Source organism: Cystobacter fuscus (assembly GCF_044360685.1).
Classification (GTDB): domain Bacteria; phylum Myxococcota; class Myxococcia; order Myxococcales; family Myxococcaceae; genus Cystobacter; species Cystobacter fuscus_C.
Map to the genome: position 1 here is coordinate 1,630,094 of NZ_CP043491.1, position 22,949 is coordinate 1,653,042.

The window sequence follows — 22,949 nt, forward strand, 5'->3', positions numbered from 1 at the left end:
ATCGAGACACCATAGCTCCTCATGCGATACGCGACGATGTCCAGGACCTCGTTCCACGTGAACCTGCGGCTCGCTTTGGCTTCAGAGGGAGCTTCATCATGAGATGTTGAGCGACGCACAGTTCTTCCGGACCAGAGGCCCCTCCGCCTCCTCCCAGCAGTTCTTCGGAGATCCGCTGCACAGTAGGCTCCGATGACGCATGCGAATCCTGTCGAAATCCTGGTTGCTATTGCTCGGGCTCCTCAGCGCGTGTGCGGTTTCGAGCCGCTTTGTCCATGAAGACCCTGAGCCACCGATGGTGGTGGACTCGTGGGAGGCCGGCTGCGAGGACGAGCGGAGTCTCGTCCTCTTGTGCCGCGAGGATGGAGACGAGTGCGGATTCTTCATCTGTCGGGACGTGGTGCCCCGCGAGGTGTTGCTGGCGTACCGGGGTGGCGGCACCATCTACATCCCGGGCGCCTCACCCGCCTCCCCGCGCCGATGGTGGGGCCAACCCGGTGGCTGGCCGCGAGATCGCGAGCCCGTCCTCACCTTCCGTTTCAACCGCCATTTCGACCCCAAGCCTCCGCCCTTCGCACTGCCTCCAGGCCGCTGGGTCAAGCACCACGTCTTTCCCCAGGCCCAGGAACTCCGGGAGTGGTTTCAGCGACAAGGCGTGGGGGACATTCACGAATTCACCATCGTCATTCCCGAATACGTCCACATCCGCCTCTATAGCGGAGGACCTCGCGGCGGCCTGTGGAACCAAGCCTGGGCGGATTTCAAAGAGGCCCGTCCCAATGCGACACCCGAAGCGATCTACCGCCATGCAGGGGTGCTCATCTTCCGCTTTGAACTGACGGGCCCCATCGTGCCATACCGCCACGGCGGTCAGGTGAGGTGATGAGATGACGAAGTTCTATCGGCTCCGGGCACCAAGACAATCAAGGTACACAGGTCACCTCAGCGCCACGCACAAGTGGGCCCTTCCCGGGCTTCGCTGTCCTGAATGCAAAGCCACCTGGGCGGGGGGCTTCACCGCGTATCCGGGCGTGGACGTGTCTGCCCTCACCGAGCGCGGCGAGTACGAGGTACCCAGACCGGAGCCATTCGACGAGTTCACGCGGCTACGTGAGCGGGTGCGGCCCCTCGTGCCTCCCGAGAGCCCGTTGCTCCCTGGAACGAAATTCGGCCCACTGGTAGGCACGGCCACCGGTACATTCAGCCCGCTATTCTTCTACTACGCCGAGATGCCATTGGTGCATCCCGAGGCACTGGAGCGGCTGCGGGTCGCGGGAGTGCGGGGCCTGCGAGGATTCCGAACGGAGCTGCGCTTCCGGCAGCGGAATCCCCCCGAGTTGCTGGAGTTGGAGATTCCTCCCCATGGCCGGCTGCATCCGGACTGCACGCCGGAGCGGCCCCCCAGGTGCCCCAAGTGCGGCTGGGACGATTTCGCCTTTCCGGAGGACCCGATCCTGGATGCAGCGTCGCTTCCGGCTCACACCGACCTGTTCCGGCTGAGCGACTTCGAGACCATCTTCATCGCCACTGAGCGCTTCATCGACACGGTCAGGCGCCTTGATCTGGAGGAGGTCGACTTCCGCGAGCTGCCCACGCGCTGAAGTCGACCATCTGGATTGTGGATTGCCGCCTCAGACAGGCACGGGGTCAGACGACTCGTAGCTAACTACTATTCATGCGGTTCTCGCACTGCCTCGCGCATGGGGGCCTGATGGGACGAGAGTGCAGCTCTCTCGGCGTCCTGCCGTATGAATCGGAGGAATTGGTCGAGGTTGCTTTTGTAGAAGTGGAGCCTGAGCGCAGGCTGATGTGGTAGTGGATAGATAGTGCGCTCCAGCCGTGAGTGTCTGGCCGGAATAGCAGACATCATTCTCCGAGGCTCATCGTATCCCCAGTAGACTCGCACGAAGAGGGAGCCTCCGTTGCACACGAGGGCACTCAACACTGGTTCACCTAAGCTCACCACGGTTGCATCGGCGAATCGGGCAAGTTCCCTCTGGAGGATGGGAAGCGTCAGCTCTGAGCCCTGCTGAAGGACGTTCTGACCATGCGACTTGAGGATGACTGAGGGAGGATTGCGGAAGAAGTGCTTGCAGACGTTGGTCGCGTAGACGTTTTCCAGTTCCAGCCCCAATGCCTTGGCGATCTGCTCGATGTACCGGCGCAACGCACCGGGCTTATCGAGGTTCAGTACAGTACGGATATTCTCTCTACTGGCCTCGTTCTTGATGGTGGGGTCTTGTCCCAAGACGACCAGTCGGATGTCACCGCCACCCACGAACGGAAGCGGAATGGAGCGACTCGTGTCGATGTGCGGTCTGAGTGTGTCACGCCGCGCCAGTTCGTCACGAGCCATCTCCGCGGCGAGATGGATATCCTGGATGAATGAGTGAAACTCGTTCACCGACAGCCTCACGTGACTGTGTCGGAGCCGAGCAGACGATGAGTGGGGCGCTCGGTACCTACCAGGACATGGGAGGATGGCTGCCAGGAGCGGCCCCTCTGAGTCCATGGCACATCTATCAGCAGCCAGGGTGCTGCGTCTCGTGCTTGATACCGCAGGAGAGCAACATCAGCGAGCAGGTGGTCGCACTGCTTTTGACTGTTGGAACCGAAGACGAGGACCTTGGTGCGCGCGCGAATGGCCGCGAGCTTGACGGCCTCCTCGAGGACCTTCACCCGCGTGTGCCGCACGTCGCCGAACCGCCCCCACTCAGATTCCAGGCCAAGCAGGACCTCTCGCTCCTTGAGGAGCACTTCATCCCAATAAGCATCATTATAGTACCGACCGGTGAAGTCAGGGTAGGTCGAGTGCGTGAGGTCTAGAAGGAACTCCGCCCGCGTGTTGCGCATGGGGATGTCGCGCAGGCTCGCGAAGAAGGGACGCCAGTCCTCACGGACCTCCCGTGCGCGTGCATCTACGAGTACGGGCTGGCCAGAGAATGTACTTGCAGCGCAAGCGAACCAGTCGAGGACCAACTCGGTCCACACCTCTGTGGGCGGTTCCATGTTCCGGTCGTAACCGCGAGCCATGGCATCTACCAACTGAGCACCCGCAGCGGTCAGCTCCTTTGAGTCGTAATGGACGAACTTGAAGTGGCCGGGCATCGAACCTCCAGTGAGGAGCCCCAGAGTAATCGAGAGCCTCTCGCTTTCGGAATGCCACCCGAGGCGTATGTGACCGGAACGAGGGTAAGCTTAAGAAGGGCCGAGGAGAGCCGCTGACGGGTGGCGCCTGAGCTGTGCGTCAATCGCCTAATGCTGGGGCTGGGCGCAGGTGAAGAGGTCTCTCATCACCTTCTTGGCCTCGGCGATGAGCGCGGGGCCCTTCACCTCGGCCCCGAGCTTCACCAGCAGCTTCATGTCCGGAGTGAGCCGGTAGTAGCCCTTGGAGCGCTGCACCAGCGCCAGCAGCTTCGCGCCATCCAGCAGCGCGTCCCCACCCAGAATCACCGACAGCCGGCCCGGCCCGCCCTCCAGCCCGCGCACGCGCAGCTCGCGCATGTCGATCTTCACCAGCGCCTGCTCGCAGAGGTTGTCCACCTCGTCCGGCGCCTCGCCGAAGCGGTCCACCAGCTCCGAGCGCAGGTCCTGCACCTCGTCCGGCGTGCCCGCCTGGCTGAAGCGCTTGTAGAACACCAGCCGCTGGTGCACGTCCGGCACGTAGTCGTCGGGAATGAGCGCCGCGATGGGCAGCGTCACCTCGGGCTCGATGCGCACCTGGGGTGGCTCGCCCCGCACCTCGGCCACCGCCTCCTCGAGCAACTGTGCATACATGTCGAAGCCAATGGCCGAGATGGAGCCCGACTGCGCCGCGCCCAGCAGGTTGCCCGCGCCGCGGATCTCCAGGTCATGGCTGGCGATGGAGAAGCCCGCGCCCAGCTCGGTGAAGCGTTGCAGCACCTCCAGCCGCCGCTGCGCGTCCTTGCTCACCGTCCGGCGCGAGGGCACCAGCAGGTACGCATACGCGCGCTCGCGCGAGCGGCCCACGCGTCCGCGCAACTGGTAGAGCTGTGCGAGGCCGAACGTGTCCGCCCGATCCACGATCATCGTGTTGGCGTTGGAGATGTCGATGCCGCTCTCGATGATGCTCGTGCACAGGAGCACCTGGTAGCGCTTCTCGGTGAAGTCGAGCATCACCTTCTCCAGCTGCCCCTCGCCCATCTGCCCGTGCGCCACGCCGATGGTGAGCTGCGGCATCAGCTCGCGCAGCTGCTTCTCCGTGGCGGGCAGCGACTCCACCCGGTTGTGCACGAAGAAGACCTGGCCGCCGCGGGCCAGCTCCCGCTCGATGGCCTCCTTGATGGTGGCCGGGTCGTACTTCATCACGAAGGTGCGGATGGCGCGCCGGTCCTGCGGCGGCGTCGCGATGATGCTCATCTCGCGCACGCCCGACATGGCCATGTGCAGCGTGCGCGGAATGGGCGTGGCCGACAGCGTCAGCACGTCCACCTGCGAGCGCAGCCGCTTGATCTGCTCCTTGTGCTTCACCCCGAAGCGCTGCTCCTCGTCCACCACCAAGAGCCCCAGGTCCTTGAACGCCACGTCCCCACCCAGCAGCTTGTGCGTGCCGATGAGGATGTCCACCTTGCCCTCCTTGGCGCGCTTGAGCAGCTCACGCACCTCGGGCGGCTTCTTCAGGCCGGAGATGACCTCCACCGTGACGGGGTAGTCCTTGAAGCGCTTCTTGAACGACAGGTAGTGCTGCTGCGCGAGCACCGTGGTGGGCACCAGCACCGCCACCTGCTTGCGATCCAACGTCGCCTTGAAGGCGGCGCGCATCGCCACCTCCGTCTTGCCATAGCCCACGTCGCCGCACACGAGCCGGTCCATCGGCTCGCTCTTCTGCATGTCCGCCAGCACGTCCTCGATGGCCTTGGCCTGGTCCGGCGTCTCCTCGAACTCGAAGTCCGCCTCGAACTGGGCGAAGTAGCGGTCCGGCGGCGAGAAGGCGTGGCCCGGGTGCGCGCGCCGCGCCGCCGCGATGTTGAGCAGATCCGCCGCCATCTTGAGCAGCTGCTCCTTGACCTTCTTCTTCGTCTTCTCCCAGGACGTCGTGCCCAGCTTGTCCAGCGTCACCTGGGAGGGATCTCCCCCGGTGAACTTCTGGATGAGCCGCATGCGCCCCACCGGCAGGTAGATCTTGTCCTTGCCCGCGTACTCGAGGACGAGGAAGTCCCCGGGCACGTTGTTCACCTGCATCTTCGTCAGGCCCTGGTAGCGGCCGATGCCGAAGTCGGTGTGGACGATGAGGTCGCCTTCCTTGAGATCCTTGAAGCCCGCCGCGAAGGCATCCAGGCTCTTGGAGCGCCGCGCGCGGCGGCGCGAGCGGGCCCCGAAGATCTCCTCGTCCGACAGCAGCGCGAAGCCCCCGGGCGCCGGGTCCACGAAGCCGTGGCTCACCTCGAGCGCGAAGAGGTGGGCGGAGATGGCGGGATCGTAGAGCCGGGCCGCGTCCGCGAGCGGATCGGTGTGCACGCGCACCATGACGTTGCGGTCGAGCAGCAGGCGCTTGAGCCGGTCCGCCTGGCTCAGGGTGCCGCACGCCACGGCGCAGGGGATGTGGCTGTCGCGCCAGCGCTGCAGCCGCTCGATGAGCGGGGTGAGCGCGCCTTCCTCTCCGTGGTGGGCGAGGATGGCCTCGCGCACGTCCTGGGTCGTGCCGTACGAGAAGTGCACGGGGGGCTCGCCCTGGGAGAGCGACAGGCCTCCACCCTCCATCACCCGGAAGGCGCGCAGCCGCTGCTCGGCCTGCTCCCGGGTGAGGAAGTGCTCCTCGGGCGGCAGGGCGAGATCCTGGCGCTCGTGGGCCGCCTGGGCCGAGCGCGTGATGTCGGCCCACAGGTCCTCGGCGGCGCGCTCAAGGCTCAGCGGATCATCCAGGTAGAAGAGCGGCTCCGCGCTCCACTGCGCCAGGTAGTCGAAGATGGTGCCGAGTCCCCCCGGGAAGAAGCCGGGCAGCAGCGCCTCGAGCCCGAAGCCGGGCAGTCCCTCGTGGAGGGCGTCGAGCTGCTCGCGCAGCTTCGAGGTGGGCAGGTTGATGCGATCGGCCACGGCGCGCGCGGCCGCCTCGGCGTGCACGCGCGTCTTCTCGGAGAAGATGACCTCGCGCGCGGGCAGGAGGATGATCTCCTTGAGCGGATCCACCGTGCGCTGGGTCTCCGGATCGAAGACGCGGATGGACTCGAGGGTGTCGCCGAAGAACTCGATGCGGACGGGCTTGTCGTAGAGCGGGCTGAAGACGTCGATGATGCCGCCGCGCACGGAGAACGTGCCCAGGTCCTCGACGAGGGGGCTGGACTGGTAGCCCATGTGGGCGAGCTTGCGCGCGAGCTCGTCGCGGTCGAAGTCCTGGCCCACGCTCAGCCGCTCGGACAGCTCCTTCATCACCTGGGGCGGCAGCACCTTGCGCAAGAGTCCGCGCAGGGACAGCACGAGCGCGGGCGCGCGGGTGCCCTGGTTGAGGTGGAAGAGCGCGCCGAGCCGGTCCGCGACGACGTCCGCGTCCGGGGAGAGTTCGTCGTAGGGGAGGACTTCGTCCGCGGGCATCCGCAGGACACGGGGCTCGCGGGGCGTGCCCGGGCCTCCCAGGAAGAAGGCGAGATCGTGGGCGAGGGCGTCCGCGGCCTCCTCATCGGGGGCGATACACACCAGGGGCGCCTTGAGGGTGCGCAGCAGCCGGGCGAGCGCATAGCCCCGTCCCGCCCCCTGCAGTCCCTGGGTGCGGACGCGCTGGCCGGGGCGCAGCAGCTCCACGAGGCGCGCCACGGGGTCACCGGCCACTGGAGGCGCGCGCAGGCCCTCCGCATCGAGTTTCTGGGTAAAAGGAGTGTCCATCCGGAGACGCCGCGAGGCGCCTACCGGTAATTAGGAGCCGGACCCCAGGGGGTCAACGGAAGAGCGCGGGAAGCGACGAGTGCAGGTCACCCGGGAGCCCGGGCGCCTGGTTGGCTACGCGTGTACCACCTTGAAGTCCTCGTCATCGTCGTCGTCCCCGCCGCTGCCGCCGTCCTTGCCACCGCTGCCCCCCTTGGACAGCGAGGTCCCCGGGGGCTGGGCGCCCTCCGGATCCGGGCGAGCCGTCGGGCGGTCGGACAACCGCGAGGCGAAGGTCAGGGCGAGCAGGGAGACGAGGGCGAAGGTCAGGGTGCGCATGGGATTGCCTCCTGCCCGGCGGGGACGCCGGGCTTCCTGGGTATATTCAGCCCCGGGTGGATCAGCCCTTCTGGAACCCGCGGACGTACGCCACGAGGGCGTCGATCTGTTGAGGGGTCAGCTTGTCCTTGTAGGCCTTCATCTTCTTGTTGTCGCGAGAGCCCTCGGCGATGACCTGGCGGATCTGCGCGTCCGTCCAGGACTTCTGCCAGGAGGGCAGGGACAGGTCCTGGATGGCCTCCTTCTTGCCCATCTGGGTCTGACCCTTGCCGTCCGGGCCATGGCAGGACTTGCACTTGGCCGTCCACGTCTCGGCGACGGTGTCTTCCTGGGCCTGGGCGGCGGTGGCCGCGAGGGAGAGCATCAACAGGGCGAACCGGAACTTCATGTGGGACCTCCAGTCGGGCGTCAGCCCGGCGCGATGTGTGGATGTCAACTCATCGGGCCGGAGATGGCCAGGGAGAATCCCACCCTCTCCCGGGGTTTCCCCGGATGGCGGTGGAGGCGGCATGCCGGCCGGGCGGAGGCTTCCCCGCTCCCTCCGCGTGGACGTTCACGGAGGGTCAAAACGACAGCGTCCGGCCGGGGGGAACGAGCCACACCTTCTCCAGGAAGTTCACCGCGCCCTGGTCAGGGGCGTCATGCCGCACGGTGACGGCCTGGAAGCCGAGCAGCACGGCGAAGGCCGCCAGCCCAGCGAGCAGGGGAGTACGTCCGGGCAGCTGCCCATTCCCGGCCAGACGAACGAAGACCCAGAGCGCCACGCCGAGCAGCACGAGCCCCAGGGCGAGGCCCGCCACCGGGTTGGGCAGGCCGAGCAGGTTCAGCACGTTCGGGGGCACGTAGCCCGCCCGGAGCAGCGGCGTGGCCAGCCCGAGCACCACGTTGGAGACGTCGTCCGGGACGTAGTTGACGAAGGTGGCCAGTCCCGTGAACACGATGGATGCGGTGCACAGCGCGGCGGCGAAGCCCGTCCAGGCCCTGCGTTGCGCGCTCCGTGCGTGCTCCAGCAGCAGGCCCACGGGCAGCAGGAGGAAGGGCACGAGCCCCGTCAGGTGGCGGGGGCCCGTCGTCCAGCCCCAGGAGTCATAGGAGAAGGACGAGGTGAAGTAGGTGTACCCGAGCAGCAGTGCCACCGTGAGCCCCAGGTGGGCGCGCATCTCCGGGCGGGTGCGCGCCTCGCGGGCGAGCACGCCCAGTCCAGGCAGCGCGAGCAGCAGGAAGGGCGAGAGGGTGAACAGGCCCCGGAGCGGGGAGAAGAAGGAGAGGGCGAAGGCGCGCGGATCCGGGTAGCGGATGCCGAGGAAGCCCCCCAGGTGCCAGGGCTGGTAGGCCGCGTCGTTGAGGTGTTTGTACCCCGTCTCGAGCGGGTGCCCGAAGGCCGCCTGGTGGTAGAGCATCAACCCCGCCACGAAGGGCAGGGCCCCGAGCACGGCGAGCCCCGTGCCCTGGAGCAACCGGCGCGCGCGGGCCCGGGGGGGCTCCTCGCGCCAGAGCACGCTCAGTGCCGCGTACAGCACCAGGCCCAGCACGCCCAGGCCCCCGGTGTACTCGGCGGCCAGCGTGGCGCCCGCGCAGGCTCCCGCCACGAGGTAGCCCCACGGCTTCCACTCGTCGCGCGCCACCCGCCACAGCGCGTAGAAGCCGCCGAAGAGCAGCACCGCGGTCGTCTGGTGGCTCATGAAGAGCAGCGAGTAGCTGAACGCCAGCGAGCCCAACCCGTAGGTGACCGTCACCGTGTCGGCCACCGCGGCGGACACGTAGGCCCCGAGGAAGCGGCGCAAGAGCCCGAGCATGAGCAGCGTGGGCAGCACCGTGAGCACGAGCCGGCTGAAGAAGACGAGCGGCACCTCGCCCACGGCGCGCGGGGTGCCTCCGCCCGCCGCGCGCAGCACCCCGTAGACCGGCACCGCGGCGAAGGACAACAGCGGCGCCTTGGACGGGTAGTACTTCCCGTCCTTCACCGACAGGTCGCCCACGTAGCCGAAGTCACGCAGCACCCGGTTGATGTCGAGCGTGCCGTACTCCGCCAGGGCGCGTGTCTGCCACAACCGGCACAGCTCGTTGGGCGAGCGCAGGCCGGGGTGGTACGGGAAGAGCAGCACGTACAGCGCCACCAGCGCCGCGAGGGCCGCTCGGGACGGGACGCTCACAGCGCGTCGCTGCCGCGTTCCCCCGTGCGGATGCGCACGGCCTCGTCCACGGGGGTGACGAAGATCTTCCCGTCGCCGATCTTCCCTTCCGTGCCCGAGCGCGCCGCGCGCACGATGGCGTCCACCACGCGCTCGGCCAGGTCGTCGTCCACCACCACTTCCACCTTCACCTTGGGCAGGAAGTCCACCACGTACTCGGCGCCCTTGTAGAGCTCCGTGTGGCCCTTCTGCCGGCCGAACCCCTTCACCTCCATCGCGGTGAGGCCACGTACTCCCACCTCGTGCAGCGCGTCCTTCACGTCGTCGAGCTTGAACGGCTTGATGATGGCTTCGATCTTCTTCATTGCGCACCTCCCGTGGCCCGCGCCACGGCGAAGAGGCTCATTCCCACGGGCAGCGTCACCCGGCTCTCGGCCTTGGCGAACAGCGGGGCGAGCCGATCATAGACCTTGAGCTGCAACTTGGGCACTGAACGGCGACGCATCACCCGGCTGTTCATGAACCAGCCAGGAACCCCCACCAGGTTCATCCACTCCAACGTCTCCACCTCGAAGCCGTTGCCCTCCAGCACCTGGAGCAGCCCCGCCTTCGTGTAGCGGCGGTGGTGGCCCACCGCCTCGTCGATGCTGCCAAAGAGCTGCGGCAGCGCCGGCACGAGCACCACCACGCGTCCCCCCGGAGGGAGGATCTGCCGGAAGCGGCGCACCGCCGAGGCGTCATCGGGGATGTGCTCCAGCACGTTGGACAGCACGATGGTGTCCAGCCGCTCGGCCTTCAACGACTCCCAGTCGGCCAGCGCCACGTCCGACAGGTAGGGCCGGACATGGGGGCGGCCCCGGAACTTGTTCTTCAGCCGGTCCACGTAGAAGCGGTCCACCTCGAGCGCGATGAGCAACTCCAGCCCCGGCTCCAGCTTCTCGGTGATGGTGCCGATGCCCGCGCCGATCTCCAGCACGCGCCGGCCCAGGTGCTCGCGGAAGCGCTGGCCGAGCCACGCGTTGTAGTTGTTGGCGCCGTCCATGCGCTCGAGCGTGGTGTAGCCCTCGTGCTGGTTGTCCGCGTCGTCGCGCACCGTGGCGTAGCGCACGAGCGTGCGCAGCCGCGAGAGCTGAGACGCCAGGGGCTGGTGCGGCGGCGTGTCCAACCCCACCGGCACCTCCGTCAGCCGGTAGAGCTGCGCCGCCAGCTTCACCACGATCTCCGCGTCCACCGCGTCGTCGTCGCTGGTGAGCGCCACGGACTTGAGCGCCTCGGTGCGGAAGGCGCGCTGGCCACAGAGGGGATCCGCGAGCGGCACGTCGGTGACGAAGCGGGTGACCTGGCCCAGCGCCCGGTCCGCCAGCACGCTCGCGCCAAGCCCCGTGCCCGCGCGGTTGCCGAACACCGCGTCCGCCCGATCCTCCTGGATGGGACGGCACAGCGCCTCGCAGGACTCCAACGAGTAGGCCCCATCCGCGTCCTGGAGCACCGTGATGCCGCCCTTGACCCGGTCCAGCGCCGTCCGGATGGCCACGCCCTTGCCGGCCACGCCCGGGATGACCTGCACGTTGGGGGCGGGAGGCGCGTCCAGGGGCCCGTCTCCCACGAGGATGACCTCGGTCTCGTTCCGTTGGGCGAGCGCCCGCGCGAAGCGCGACGCGGCCGGTGCGGACAGGGGGGTATAGGGGATGACGATCGATACGGAGGGGCTCACGGCCTCGTGCCTATCACACCCCGGGCTCCCGCGTGGCGAGGGGACGCACTCTTCGGAAAGGCGACATCCGCGGCCGCCCGGTTCCACGGCGGCTCTTGTCCCGTGAGGGCGGAGCGCCGCGGCCTTCTCCCGTTTCGGCTCAAGGGCTGGGGGCCACCACGCCCTTGTCCTGGCGGAAGGGCTGGGCCTTGCCGTACGTCAGCGAGCGCCACAGCCACTCGGCTGGACCGAAGCGGAAGCGGGCGAGCCACACATGGCTGAAGGCCACCTGCACCGCGAAGATGGCCAGGGTGAGCGCGATGCTCGCCGCGGGGCCCACCCGGCCCATCAGTCCCAGGCCGAAGCCGTAATACATCAGCAGGCTGATCACGCTCTGGCCCAGGTAGTTCGTCAGGGCCATGCGGCCCACGGGGGCGAGCACCCGCAGCCGCCGCTGCCATGCCTCGCGCTGGAAGAGGAGCACGAAGCCCGAGGCGTAGAAGGCGGCGAGTCCCAGCTCGGCGAGCTGGCGCACCGGGCGCAGGTAGTACTGGGAGGGCCCCTGTGCGTCCAGCAGCTTCTGGCGAATCAGGAACGGCGCCGCGACCGCGACGGCCGTGCAGAGCGCTCCCACGACGAGGCTCCAGCGCAACAGCGAGCGGAAGAAGGGCAGGTGCCGGGACACGTCGTGGAACAGGCGCCGCCGTCCGGCGAGGAAGCCCAGCAGGAACCGGCCGAAGAGGGCACACAGCATGGGCGGCAGCCGCCGGACGAACTCGCCGAAGTAGAACCGGGCGTGGGCGCGCACCACGTCGGGGTAGCTGCCGTGCAGGAAGGTGTCCAGCCGCTCGGCCCGGGCCGCATCGGCCTGTTCCTTCAGCACCCGGGCCGCCTCCGTCCCCGCCGCGGGTCCCGGTCCGGACAGCCACTGCATGCCGACGGCCACCCCGATGGGAATCACGAGGATGAGCAGGGTGGCCCAGACGAGCAGCTCCTTGTCCGAGCGTCCTCGGAACAGCAGCAGCAGCAGGCCCACGGGCGCGTAGGTGGTGAGGATGTCGCCGTACCAGACCCCCAACAGGTGCACGGCGCCAATGAGGAACAGCACACACAACCGCCGCGTGTAGAGCGGAGCGATGGAGGCCCCGCGCGCCTCGGCCCGGAGCAACTGCACGGAGAAGCCCAGTCCGAACAGGAACGAGAACAGGGTCATGAACCGGCCGTTGACCAGGGCCGCGATGCCTTGGACGGCGAGCACGTCCCACCAGGGCGTCCCCGCCAGGGGGGCCTCGAGCTGTGCGCGCGGCAGGAAGGCGCGGCCGGTGAACCACCCGAAGACGTTGGACACGAAGACGCCGCCCAGCGCGAAGCCGCGCAGCACGTCCAGCAGGACGAGCCGCTCGCCGGCGTCGATGGGCCGGGCCTCGTCCACGAGGGCAGGGGAGGGGGGTGGGTTCATGGCCCCTGGTTTCTATACCGTTCGGAGGATGGCGGGGCCGTGGTCTTCCGATTGCGTCCCGGGCGCGGGAGTCGCTAAAGCGCTCCCATGGCCATCAGTCTCCTCGACACCTTCCGCGTCCTCTCCTCGTTCGATCCGCCCCGGGGCTCGCTGCGCGGGGCGCCGTGGGAGCAATACGTCGACTGGGCCATCGCCCAGGGACTGGCGCCGCTGGCGTCCTACAACCTCGAGTACCGCCTGCCCGGCTCGGGGGCTCCAGAGTGGGCGAGGGATCGGCTGCTGAGCATCTACTCGGGCTCGGTCAACGACAACGTCATGAAGCTCGTCAACTTCAAGCAGTGCGTGGACGAGCTCGAGGGCCGCCAGCTCCTGCTCATCGGCGCCGCGTCCTTCGCCGACTCGCTCTACCCCCACGTGGGCTTCCGCCCCGTGCTGGAGATCCAGGTGCTGCTGCGGCGCATGGACGTGGAGGGCTTCACCGGCTACCTCGCCCAGCACGAGTTCCGTCCCGAGCCCGACGAGCCGCTCCACGGTGCCCAGAAGGTGTTGTCGGATACCCGCACCCCCATCTTCCTCTATGCCGACGTGCTCGGCTCCCAGCGGCAGGCCGAGCTGCGGGGCGTTTTCGAGCGCGCCAGGCCCATGAAGATGTACGGCCCGTCGTTGTTCCGTCCGGACCTGGAGGACGCGCTGCTGCTCGTGTGTCTGGAGCATGCGCGCGAGGGCTACCAGGTGCCGTGGTTGTCCTTCGTGGACCTGCGCGAGCTGGTGCTGGGCGCGCCGTCGATGGGGGGCGTCTACTCGCGTCCCCTGGACGTGGCGGCGCTGCTGGAGCGGGCCCGCGCGTGGCGGCTGGAGCGGGCCCTCTACACCTCGCTGTCCATCGTCTCGCGGCTCTTCCCCGAGACGGCCGCCCTCATCGCCCCCGCTCTCCCGCCCCTGCGCCGGGCAACCCGGGAACTGCTCGATCGGCTCGTCGTCCTCCCCTCCAGTGAACCCGGAAAGATGAGTCATACGCGGGGATCGGATCGTCTGCGCCGGTTGCTGACCGGCCAGTGAGGGTGCACCCCCTTCCCTCGGAGCGTCGGTCAGCGTAAGAGCGGGAGCACATCTTTCCGCCCAGAAGGACGCGCATGCACATCGCCATCATTGGTTCAGGTTACGTGGGACTCGTCGCGGGGACGTGCTTCGCCGACTCGGGCAACGACGTCGTCTGCGTGGACATCAACGCGGAGAAGATCGCCCAGCTGCAGCGGGGTGAGATTCCCATCTACGAGCCGGGCCTGGAGGAGCTCATCCGCACGAACACGCGCGAGCGGCGCCTGTCCTTCACCACGGAGCTGTCCACGGCGGTGGCGCGCTCGCAGGTGGTGTTCATCGCCGTGGGCACGCCCGAGGGCGAGAGCGGCGAGGCGGATCTCCAGTACGTCCTGTCCGCGGCGGAGCAGATCGGCCGGGCCCTGCAGCAGTACACGGTGGTGGTGGACAAGAGCACCGTGCCGGTGGGCACCGCGGACAAGGTGCGCGAGACCATCTCCCGGGTGACCCAGGTGGAGTTCGACGTCGTCTCCAACCCTGAGTTCCTCAAGGAGGGCGCCGCGCTGGAGGACTTCCTCAAGCCGGACCGGGTGGTCATCGGCACCGAGTCCGAGCGGGCGCGCAAGGTGATGGGCCAGCTCTACGCGCCGTTCGTGCGCACGGAAAACCCCATCCTCTTCATGGACACGCGCTCGGCGGAGCTCACCAAGTACGCCGCCAACGCCATGCTCGCCACGCGCATCTCCTTCATGAACGACATGGCCGCGCTCTGCGAGAAGGTGGGCGCGGACGTGGACTTCGTGCGCAAGGGCATGGGCGCCGACAAGCGCATCGGCTACCCGTTCCTCTTTCCCGGCGTGGGCTACGGCGGCAGCTGCTTTCCCAAGGACGTGAAGGCGCTGGTGGCCAAGGGGCGCGAGCTGGGGTTGGAGCTGGATCTGCTCCGCTCGGTGGAGCGCACCAACGAGCGGCAGAAGCGCACGCTCGTGCAGAAGGCGCTCAAGCACTTCGGCTCGCTCGACGGGCGCTCCTTCGCGGTGTGGGGCCTGGCCTTCAAGCCCAAGACGGACGACATGCGCGAGGCGCCCTCCATCGAGGTCATCGAGGGTCTGCTCGCCAAGGGCGCCAAGGTGGCGGCGCATGATCCGGTGGCCGAGCGCACCGCGCGCCGCGTCTTCGGTGAGCGCATCCGCTACACCCAGCTGCCCTACGAGGCCCTGGAGGGCGTGGACGCGCTCTTCGTCGTCACCGAGTGGAACGAGTTCCGCCACCCGGACTTCGAGCGCATGAAGAAGCTGATGAAGACGCCCGTCATCCTCGACGGCCGCAACATCTACGACCCGGAGCGCATGCGCGAGCTGGGCTTCACGTACATGGGCCTGGGCCGCCGGTAGCCGTCACCCGGGTGGCCAGTCGGGGAAGGCGAGCTCCAGGGCGCCTCCCCGCCAGGCCTGCGGGATGTCGAGGTGAGCTAGCGGGACAACCCACAGGCCTGCTTGCCCTCGTCCGTCTGGAGGATGTCGCAGCTGGCGCGATCGTTCGCCTTGATGGTGCAGGTCTCCAGCCGCTGCTCGCACGCCGCGAGATCCGCGTCGGTCGGCTCGACGTTGCGCTCGCGATTGGCCACCTCGAGGACGCAGTCGGCGCGCTGATACTCATCGAGGCAGTCGCAGTAGCGCTCCGACAGCTCCCGGCACGGATTCTTGCAACCGGCGAGGGCGAGCAGAACGGAGAAGCTCAGGCAGAGGACGGCGGATCGGCGCATGGGGGGGCCGAAGATGCCAGATGGCGCCCCGGATGCAAGCGGAGGCCACCTGGGCGGCGGGGGAGCGTGCGTGGGCTACTTCTGGAAGTCGTAGACCGGGCCCAGGTGCAACAGCCGCGTCAGCTCGTCGAGCGCCGTCATCGTCTCGCGCGCGAGCCGGGGATCCCTCAAGTCCTCCGCGCGCAGCTCCTCGCGGTAGTGCCGCGTCACCCAGTCGGCGAGCGAGGCGTGCAGCTCGGGCGTGTAGAAGACGTTCGTCTTCACCGCGGCGCGCTCGGCGTCGGTGAGCCACACGCGCTGGCGCAGGCACGCCGGGCCACCGCCGTTGTTCATCGACTGGCGCACGTCCAGGTAGTGCACCGCCTTCACCGGGTTGTCCCCGGCCACCACGCGCTCGAGGAAGCGCCGCGTGGTGGGCGTCTCCCGGCTCTCCTGGGGGGCCACGATGGCGAGCGAGCCGTCCGGCAGCGCGAGCACCTGGGAGTTGAACGGGTAGGCCTTCACCGCGTCGCGCACGGGCAGCTCGTCCTCGGTGGCGAGCGCGTACGTGAAGCCCTCGCCGAGCCGCTCGGACAGCGTTCGCAGCAGCCCCGGCGCGTCCACGAAGGCCAGCTCGTGCAGCATGAGGAATCCCCCGCTGCCCACCGCCAGCACGTCCGTGTGGAAGGCGCCCGCGTCGATGCCCTCGGGGGCCTGCTGGGGCAGGAGCACCTGGGCCGGGTCGAGCTGGTGCAACCGCGCCAGCGCCTCGCTGGCCTCCAGCGTCTGCCGGGCGGGAAAGCGGGAGGGGGCGCGCACGTCGCTCCGCCACGCGCTGCGGCCCCACGCGAGCAGGTGCACGGCGCGGTGGCCGGGCGTGACGAGCCGGGTGTGGTTGGCCGCGCCCTCGTCCGCGAAGTGCCCGCCTCCGGGCAGCGGCGCGTGGATGGCGAAGTGGCGCTCGTCCGAGAAGATGGCGCGCAGCACCGCGTGCGTCGTCTCCGCCTCCAGGGCCCGGTGGAACATCTGCTGGAGGTTGGCCACCGTGAGGTGCATGCGCCCGTCCGCGGTGTCCTCGCTCGGCGCCCCCGTGGCCGCGTTCGCCGTCCACATGGCGGCGCTGCTGGAGGTGAGCCGCAACAGGTGCTCCGCCTCGCGGGCCGCCCGGGTGATGAGCTCCTCGTCCGTGCCGGTGAAGCCCAGCGCGCGCAGCGTCTTGAGCGAGGGCCGGGGATGGGGGGGCAATACCGCCTGGCCCACGCCCAGGCCCGCCACGAAGCGCATCTTCTCCAACCCCTGCAGCGCCGCCGCGCGGGGATGGCTCACCGTGCCGCCATGCTGGGCCGAGGCGAGGTTGCCGGGCGAGAGACCGCCGTAATTGTGCGTGGGACCGACGAGGCCGTCGAAGTTGTATTCGCGCATGAGGTATGGACACGCTCGTGGAGCGTCCTCCCCTAACAAAGCGCCTCAAGCGCTTCCTCCGCTACCTCCTCGTGCGCGCCGCCCTCGCCCTGGTGGGGGCCCTGCCGCTCGGTTTCGCCCGGTGGCTCGGCGCGGGCTTCGGCCGTCTCGCCTTCGCCGTGGCCGGGGGGGAGCGGCGCAAGGCCTTGAAGTCCCTCGCCCGCGCCTTCCCGGAGAAGCCCGACGCGGAGCGTCATGCGCTCGCCCGCGCCTCCTTCCGCCACCTGGGCATGGCCGCCTTCGAGGTGGGGGCCACTTCGTCCATGGATCGACAGTTGGAGCGGCTGGTGCGCTGGGAGGACGCGGACCGGCGCGTGCTCGACGCGGCGCTCGCCCGGGGCAAGGGAGTGGTTTTCGTCTCGGGGCACGTGGGCAACTGGGAGCTGTTGGCGCGGCGGGTGTCGCGCGCGGGCTACCCCAGCCAGAGCATCGCCAAGGAGACGACGGACCCGCGCCTCACCGCGCTCGTGGGGCGCTTCCGGGAACTGGGCGGGGTGCGCAGCATCTGGCGCGGCCAGGAGGGCGCGGCGCGCGCCATGCTGCGCGCGCTCAAGGCGGGGGAGATTCTCGGGCTGCTCATCGACCAGGACACGCGGGTGCAGTCGCTCTTCGTGCCCTTCTTCGGGGAGCTGGCGGCCACGCCCCGGGCGGCGGCCGACCTGGCGCTGCGCACGGGCGCGGCGGTGGTGGTGGGCTTCTGCCAGCGCGAGGGCGAGGGCTACCGCTTGTGGATGGAGGAGGTGGCGTGGCGGGCGGGGACGGACCGCGAGGCGGACGCCCTGGCGCTCACCGCGGCGCTCTCCGAGCGCATCGAGGCCGCCATCCGCCGTGCTCCCGAGCAATGGGTGTGGATGCACCAGCGCTGGAAGACCCGGCCTCCTCCGGCCTCCTGACTCACGCGCGCGCGAGCACCACCAGCACCAGCGCGATGGCCGCGGGCACCGTCTGCACGAAGAGGATGCGCCGGCTCACCGTGGCCGCTCCGTACAGGCCCGCCACCATCACGCACGCCAGGAAGAAGACCTTGGCCTGGAACGCCACCGGCTCCGCGGCCACCAGTCCCCAGATGAGGCCCGCGGCGAGGAAGCCGTTGTACAGCCCCTGGTTGGCGGCGAGCGTCGCCGTCTGCGCGGCGTAGGCCGGCTCCATCCTGAACACCTTCATCCCCCGGGGCTTCGTCCAGAGAAACATCTCCAGCACCACGATGTAGACATGGATGGCGGCGACCAGTCCCACGAACAGCACGGCGAGCAGACTCATGCGGCTTTCCTCGAGCGGCCCCGGGGCGTTCTCGGACGTCTCCCGGGGTCGGTTTGATTTTCCAACTGGGTGTACCGTAGCACATGGGTTGGGATTTCCAACTGATTCGTTAGGATGCGCGCATGCCGAAGAAGGAGGCCGGTCCTCGGGTGTGCTCGATGGCCGATGCGCTGGAAGTGGTGGGAGAGAAGTGGTCGCTGCTGGTGGTGCGCGAGGTGTTCTACGGCGTGCGGCGCTTCGAGGGCATCGCGCGGAACACCGGGGCGCCGCGGGACGTGCTCACCGCGCGGCTGCGCAAGCTGTCGGAGGCGGGCGTGCTGCGCCGGGTGCAGTACTCGGAGCGGCCCGCCAGAAGCGAGTACCACCTCACCGAGGCCGGGTTGGATCTGGCGCCCACGCTGCTCTGCCTGTTGCAGTGGGGGCAGCGGTGGACGTCGGAGGCGCCCGCCACGCCGGGGTCCTTCGTGCATGACTGTGGGCAGCCCCTGCACGCGCAGCTGACGTGCCGCGCGTGCGGACGCCGCGTCACGGGGACGGACCTGAGCATCGGTCAGACGCTCATCCGCCCTCCGAAGCCGGGGTGAATCCATCGAGACCTTCCCCATTATCGCCAGGTGCCCGGGTGGAGTTGCGGCCCCTGGCGTGGAGGGGTGGAGAAGTCGTTAGGATGCGGGGGAGCCGCCATGTCCCACCGCGACGAAGCCACGCCCCCACCCGTGCCTGCCGGAGAGGAGAAGACCGAGACGGAGCCGATGTCGGCTTCCACCGGGGTCGCGCCCGTGGAGCAGGCTCCGCGAGAGCCGCTCCCCGCGCGGCCGCCGCCGCGGCAGGTGGGCCGCTTCCTGCTGCTCAAGCAGTTGGGACAGGGCGGCATGGGCATGGTGTACGCGGCGTATGATCCGGACCTGGATCGCAAGGTGGCCCTCAAGCTGTTGCTCGTGAAGAACGAGGGCACGAACCTGGAGGAGGGCAGGGAGCGGCTGGTGCGCGAGGCCCAGGCCATGGCCCGTGTCTCCCATCCCCACGTCATCCCCGTCTTCGAGGTGGGCTCCTGGGACGATCAGGTCTTCGTGGCCATGGAACTGGTGGAGGGGGGCACGCTGCGCGAATGGCTGCGCGAGCGGCCGCGCTCCTGGCGCGAGGTGTTGGAGAAGTACGTCGCGGCGGGCAAGGGCCTGGCGGCCGCGCACGCGGCGGGACTGGTCCACCGCGACTTCAAACCCGCCAACGTCCTGGTGGGCCACAACGGCCGCGTCTACGTCACCGACTTCGGCCTGGCCCGGCGCGACGCCCGGTTCACTCCCTCGCGGGGACTGACCCAGGAGGAACTGCCGCTGCCGAGGCCGGTGTCGGTGTTGCGGCGGTCGCTCACCCAGGTGGGCGTGGTGCATGGGACGCCGCACTACATGTCACCGGAGCAGTTCCGGGGGGACGCGCTGGACGCGCGCTCGGACCAGTTCAGCTTCTGCGCCGCGCTCTACCGGGCGCTGTTCAACACGCGCCCCTTCGAGCCCGAGGAGATGTCCCGGGCCGCGGCGCAACGGGGGGCCTCGCCGTCCATCATCCAGGAGCCGCCGCGCGGGGTGAAGGTGCCCGTCTGGGTGCGGCGCGCGGTGATGCGGGGCCTGTCGCTCGAGCCTGGTGCGCGCTTCGCCTCCATGGATGTGCTGCTGGAGGCGCTCTCCCAGGAGCGGCGGCTGGTGCGGCGGCGCTGGCTGGGCGTGGGGGCCCTGGCGGGACTGGCGCTCGCGGCGGTGGGAGGCGCGGCCGTCTGGCGCTCACGGCTGTGCACGGGCGCCGAGCGGCAGATGGTGGAGGTGTGGGGAGCGCCGGAGCGTCAACGGGTGGAGGCCGCCTTCCAGAAGGCCGGAGGCGCCGCGGCGGGGCAGATGTTCCGCCGGGCGTCGGCGGTGCTCGATGCGTACGCCGCGGCGTGGTCCCGGCAGAGCACCGAGGCCTGCGAGGCCACGCGCCTGCGCGATGAGCGCACGGAGCTCTTGTTGTCCCAGCAGGTGGTGTGCCTGGAGCTGCGGCGCGAGAGCCTGCGCGCGCTCGTGAAGGTGCTGGGAGAGGTGGACGCCCGGGGCGTGGAGAAGTCGCTGGACGCGGTGTACGCGCTGCCCGCCCCCTCGGATTGCGCGAACGTGGGGACGCTGTCCGAGCAGCAGCCCCGGCCCGCGGATCCCTCCCGGCGCGCGGATCTGGAGCGGTTGGAAACGCGGGTGGCCGAGCTCAAGGCCCTGCTCGACGTGAGCCGTTACCCGGCGGCGCTCGAGGAGGCCGAGGCGCTCGCGCCGCGCGTGGTGGCCAGCGGCTATCTGCCCCTGCTGGCGGAGATGCGCTTGCATCAGGGCTGGCTCCTGGCGCTCATGGGCAGGACGGAGGAGGGCGCCTCGCTGCTGGAGCAGGCCGTGTATGACGCCGCGGCGGGAAGGGCGGACCGCCTGCAGGTGTCCATCCTCAACAAGCTGCTCTTCGTGACGGGGCAGTTGGAGCACTACGCGGAAGCGGAGCGCTGGGGCCGGCTGGGGGAGGCGATGGTGCGGCGGCTCGGCGGAGACTCGCTCCTGGAGAGCGACTTGCTGATGAGCCGCGCCAACCTGGCCCTCTGGCAGGAGAAGCCCCAGCAGGCGCGCGTCTTGTTGGAGCGGTCGCTGGCGCTGCTGGGAGGGCTGCCGCCCGGGCATCCGAAGCGGGCGCGCGTGACGTACACCCTCGGGCGGGCGCTGTTGGACCTGGGCGAGACGCGGCAGGCGGTGGAGATGTTGGAGGAAGCGCTGCGGCAGATGGAATCGGCGGTGGGCCCGCGGCACCTGGAGCTGGCGTGGTTTCACGCAGAGCTGTCGCGCGCGCTGCGCGGGAACGCGGATCCCTCGCGCGCCCTGGAGCACGCGCGCTTCGCGGCGGATCTCTACCGGTCCTCCGCGGTGGATCCGCTGGCGCTGGCCGATGCCCTGGAGTCGCAGGGCATGTGCCTGCTGGCCCTGGGGCGCAACGAGGACGCCCTGCGGGTCTTCCGCGAGGCGCTCGGGCTCAAGATCCAGCACCTGGGGCCCGAGGACAGCGAGTTGCAGTACTCCTATGACGGAGTGGGCCAGGCGCTGCTCGCCCTGGGCCACACGCGCGAGGCCATCGCCATCCTGCGGCGCGCCGGGACCTTCGAGGACATGCCCGACAAGGTCCTCGGTGGCACGGGCTTCGTCCTGGCCCAGGCGTTGTGGCGCGACGGCCGCGTCAAGGAGGCCCGGGTCGAGGCGGCCCGGGCCCTCGAGCGCTTCACCCGGGCGGGCAGCTCCCAGCGCGCGGCCGAGGTGAAGTCATGGATGGGGATGCTCGCGCGCTGAACCGCCGGGCCCCTCGCTCCAGCCCAGCTCCTTCTCGAAGCGGCGCACCAGGAAATCCACCCACGCGCGGACCTTCGGCGTGACGGTGCGTCCCGAGGCGTGAACGGCCCAGATGGTCAGCCGCGGCAGTGTGTAGTCCTCGAGCACGGGGACCAGCCGGCCGCTGCGCAGCTCCTCGAAGACCACGAACAGGGGGAACTGGCCAATCCCGATGTTCGCGAGCACCGCGGCCTTGAGGGCCAGACTGCTGTTGGCCTGCAGCGGTCCTCCGACCGGGACGAGGAACTCCTCTCCGTGGCCGCTCATCCGCCACGTCGTTCCCGAGGCGAGATAGGTGTACTGCAGACACCGGTGCTGGCGCAGGTCCTCGGGCTTGCGCGGCGTGCCGTGGCGCTTGAGGTACTCGGGCGTCGCGCACACCACGCGGCGGCTGGTGGCGAGCTTCTTGGCGGTGAGGGACGAGTCCGGCAGCTCGGCGATCCGCACCGACATGTCGAAGCCCTGCTCGACGAGATCCACCACGCGGTCATCGAGCTGGAGATCGAACTCGATCTCCGGATGGCGGCTGAGGAACTCCGGTACGGCCGGGACGATATGCACCAGCCCGAACGTCATGGGCACGTTCACGCGCAGCCGGCCGCGGGGCTTGCTCCTCAGGTGCATGACCTCGGCCTCCGCCGCCTCCAGCTCCTCGGCCATGCGCCGGCAGCGCGTGTACAGCGCCTCGCCCTCGGCCGTCGGGGACAGCTTGCGCGTCGTGCGGTGCAGCAGCCGCATGCCCAGCGTGTTCTCCAGGTGCATCACCTGCTTGCTGACCGTTGCCTTGGTGACCCCAAGCGCTCGGGCGGCGGCTGTGAAACTTCCAGTTCGCACGACCTCCGCGAAGGTGAAGTAACACCCCACGTCCTTCATTGGTCTTCTCCTGGAAACAATCCTTTTCCATTCCCCTCATTGTTTCTACCCCGGGGAAACACATAAACGCCGTTGGAAAGGTGACGTCCCAGACCCTCGCGCGGCGCGGCGGAGATGAAGATATGACCTCAAAGAGGTGGGTGTTCACGCTCGTCGCGGCCCAGCTCCTCGCGCTGGTGGCTTGCACCTCGGCCACGCGCGAGCCCCCCGCCAAGGAAGAGGCCCCCGCGGCGCCCGCCACCCGGGGGGTCCTCCTGGAGACGGCCTTCCGCCTGGGCAAACGGCCGGGACCGGCGCCCGAGGTCAGTGACGCGCCGCCAGGAACCCCGCTCGCGCACCGGCAGCTCAGCCAGCAGTCCCCCGTTGACATGCAGGAGGCGCTCTTCGCCCGGGCCGCGGCCCTGGCGGATGTGGTGGTGGCACCCAGCGGCATCTCGGTCCCGGGCGCCCGTGCCTTCTGGCTCCGGCCCGCGGCGGTCCTCGGGCCCCGCGAGGCCTTCCAGGTGGGAACCGAGTTCGCTCACATCCACCCGGCGCACGATGGAAGCCTTCACATGAAGTTTCCTCCCGGCGTGGCGCAGAAGGTGTATCAGCAGGGCTGGGGCGCGCCTCATCCCCGCTCCGGCACGCCCATGGTCTTCGGGCCACGTGACGCGGCCGAGCTCGAGGTGGTGTGGCAACTGCTGTTGCGCTCCTATGTCTGGGCCCGTGAGGGTCAGGCCGTGGACGTCCAGGTCGATTGATTCAACAG

General features: G+C 69.2%; 21 protein-coding genes. 8 read left to right on the plus strand and 13 right to left on the minus strand.

Annotation, left to right across the window (positions count from 1 at the left end):
• Positions 1 to 199: 199 nt before the first annotated feature.
• Positions 200 to 883, plus strand: coding sequence for a TIGR02269 family lipoprotein (locus F0U63_RS06815; RefSeq protein WP_395844903.1), 684 nt, complete (start codon positions 200 to 202; stop codon positions 881 to 883).
• A 4-nt stretch (positions 884 to 887) separates the two neighbouring features.
• Positions 888 to 1,601 (plus strand): double-CXXCG motif protein, encoded by a 714-nt coding sequence (locus F0U63_RS06820; protein ID WP_395844905.1) that lies wholly within the window; start codon positions 888 to 890, stop codon positions 1,599 to 1,601.
• A gap of 68 nt (positions 1,602 to 1,669) precedes the next feature.
• Here F0U63_RS06820 and F0U63_RS06825 read toward each other — a convergent pair whose 3' ends face one another.
• The 9 genes from F0U63_RS06825 to F0U63_RS06865 form a co-directional block, all read right to left on the minus strand.
• Complete coding sequence (locus tag F0U63_RS06825; RefSeq protein ID WP_395844907.1) at positions 1,670 to 2,404, minus strand: uracil-DNA glycosylase family protein; 735 nt, start codon at positions 2,402 to 2,404, stop codon at positions 1,670 to 1,672.
• A gap of 8 nt (positions 2,405 to 2,412) precedes the next feature.
• Entirely contained in the window at positions 2,413 to 3,108 is a 696-nt protein-coding gene (locus F0U63_RS06830; protein ID WP_395844909.1) for a hypothetical protein, read from the minus strand.
• 147 nt (positions 3,109 to 3,255) lie between these two features.
• Positions 3,256 to 6,837: a transcription-repair coupling factor gene (mfd, locus tag F0U63_RS06835; RefSeq protein WP_395844911.1), complete on the minus strand. Its 3,582-nt coding sequence runs from the start codon at positions 6,835 to 6,837 to the stop codon at positions 3,256 to 3,258.
• Positions 6,838 to 6,951: 114 nt separating this feature from the next.
• Complete coding sequence (locus F0U63_RS06840) at positions 6,952 to 7,155, minus strand: hypothetical protein (protein ID WP_395844913.1); 204 nt, start codon at positions 7,153 to 7,155, stop codon at positions 6,952 to 6,954.
• A 61-nt stretch (positions 7,156 to 7,216) separates the two neighbouring features.
• Positions 7,217 to 7,543, minus strand: a complete 327-nt coding sequence (locus F0U63_RS06845; protein WP_395844915.1) for a c-type cytochrome — start codon at positions 7,541 to 7,543, stop codon at positions 7,217 to 7,219.
• 175 nt (positions 7,544 to 7,718) lie between these two features.
• A complete protein-coding gene (locus F0U63_RS06850; RefSeq protein WP_395844917.1) occupies positions 7,719 to 9,308 on the minus strand; it encodes a hypothetical protein in 1,590 nt (529 codons plus the stop codon).
• Positions 9,305 to 9,652: a P-II family nitrogen regulator gene (locus F0U63_RS06855; RefSeq protein ID WP_395844919.1), complete on the minus strand. Its 348-nt coding sequence runs from the start codon at positions 9,650 to 9,652 to the stop codon at positions 9,305 to 9,307. Before F0U63_RS06855 ends, F0U63_RS06850 begins: the two co-directional genes overlap by 4 nt.
• The gene (locus F0U63_RS06860) at positions 9,649 to 11,001 is read right to left on the minus strand and encodes a methyltransferase domain-containing protein (protein ID WP_395844921.1); all 1,353 of its coding nucleotides are present in this window, start codon (positions 10,999 to 11,001) and stop codon (positions 9,649 to 9,651) included. The genes F0U63_RS06855 and F0U63_RS06860 overlap by 4 nt, the downstream gene beginning before the upstream one ends.
• Before the next feature lie 139 nt (positions 11,002 to 11,140).
• Entirely contained in the window at positions 11,141 to 12,439 is a 1,299-nt protein-coding gene (locus F0U63_RS06865) for a DUF418 domain-containing protein (RefSeq protein WP_395844923.1), read from the minus strand.
• Between the two features lie 87 nt (positions 12,440 to 12,526).
• Here F0U63_RS06865 and F0U63_RS06870 point away from each other — a divergent pair, with 87 nt between their 5' ends.
• Together F0U63_RS06870 and F0U63_RS06875 are read left to right on the plus strand one after the other, a co-directional pair.
• The gene (locus F0U63_RS06870) at positions 12,527 to 13,498 is read left to right on the plus strand and encodes a nucleotidyltransferase family protein (RefSeq protein ID WP_395844925.1); all 972 of its coding nucleotides are present in this window, start codon (positions 12,527 to 12,529) and stop codon (positions 13,496 to 13,498) included.
• Between the two features lie 74 nt (positions 13,499 to 13,572).
• Positions 13,573 to 14,871 (plus strand): UDP-glucose dehydrogenase family protein, encoded by a 1,299-nt coding sequence (locus F0U63_RS06875; protein WP_395844927.1) that lies wholly within the window; start codon positions 13,573 to 13,575, stop codon positions 14,869 to 14,871.
• Positions 14,872 to 14,948: 77 nt separating this feature from the next.
• Here the strand turns inward: F0U63_RS06875 and F0U63_RS06880 are convergent, their stop codons facing one another.
• Both F0U63_RS06880 and astB read right to left on the minus strand, forming a co-directional pair.
• Positions 14,949 to 15,242 (minus strand): hypothetical protein, encoded by a 294-nt coding sequence (locus F0U63_RS06880; RefSeq protein WP_395844929.1) that lies wholly within the window; start codon positions 15,240 to 15,242, stop codon positions 14,949 to 14,951.
• Positions 15,243 to 15,317: 75 nt separating this feature from the next.
• On the minus strand, positions 15,318 to 16,643 hold the full coding sequence (gene astB / locus F0U63_RS06885) for an N-succinylarginine dihydrolase (protein ID WP_395844931.1): 1,326 nt from the start codon (positions 16,641 to 16,643) through the stop codon (positions 15,318 to 15,320).
• Positions 16,644 to 16,648: 5 nt separating this feature from the next.
• On the opposite strand from astB, the gene F0U63_RS06890 reads away from it, so the two are divergent.
• Positions 16,649 to 17,575 carry a lysophospholipid acyltransferase family protein gene (locus F0U63_RS06890; RefSeq protein WP_395844933.1) on the plus strand — a complete coding sequence of 309 codons (927 nt, stop codon included), beginning with the start codon at positions 16,649 to 16,651 and terminating at the stop codon, positions 17,573 to 17,575.
• 1 nt (position 17,576) lies between these two features.
• Here F0U63_RS06890 and F0U63_RS06895 read toward each other — a convergent pair whose 3' ends face one another.
• On the minus strand, positions 17,577 to 17,942 hold the full coding sequence (locus tag F0U63_RS06895; RefSeq protein WP_395844935.1) for a DUF1304 domain-containing protein: 366 nt from the start codon (positions 17,940 to 17,942) through the stop codon (positions 17,577 to 17,579).
• A gap of 122 nt (positions 17,943 to 18,064) precedes the next feature.
• On the opposite strand from F0U63_RS06895, the gene F0U63_RS06900 reads away from it, so the two are divergent.
• Positions 18,065 to 18,526, plus strand: coding sequence for a winged helix-turn-helix transcriptional regulator (locus F0U63_RS06900; RefSeq protein WP_395844937.1), 462 nt, complete (start codon positions 18,065 to 18,067; stop codon positions 18,524 to 18,526).
• Between the two features lie 99 nt (positions 18,527 to 18,625).
• Positions 18,626 to 21,286 (plus strand): protein kinase, encoded by a 2,661-nt coding sequence (locus F0U63_RS06905; protein ID WP_395844939.1) that lies wholly within the window; start codon positions 18,626 to 18,628, stop codon positions 21,284 to 21,286.
• Here the strand turns inward: F0U63_RS06905 and F0U63_RS06910 are convergent.
• Positions 21,260 to 22,198 carry a LysR family transcriptional regulator gene (locus F0U63_RS06910; protein ID WP_395844941.1) on the minus strand — a complete coding sequence of 313 codons (939 nt, stop codon included), beginning with the start codon at positions 22,196 to 22,198 and terminating at the stop codon, positions 21,260 to 21,262. The genes F0U63_RS06905 and F0U63_RS06910 overlap by 27 nt on opposite strands.
• 122 nt (positions 22,199 to 22,320) lie before the next feature.
• Here F0U63_RS06910 and F0U63_RS06915 point away from each other — a divergent pair, with 122 nt between their 5' ends.
• Positions 22,321 to 22,941, plus strand: coding sequence for a luciferase family protein (locus F0U63_RS06915; RefSeq protein ID WP_395844943.1), 621 nt, complete (start codon positions 22,321 to 22,323; stop codon positions 22,939 to 22,941).
• The last annotated feature ends 8 nt before the right edge of the window (positions 22,942 to 22,949 follow it).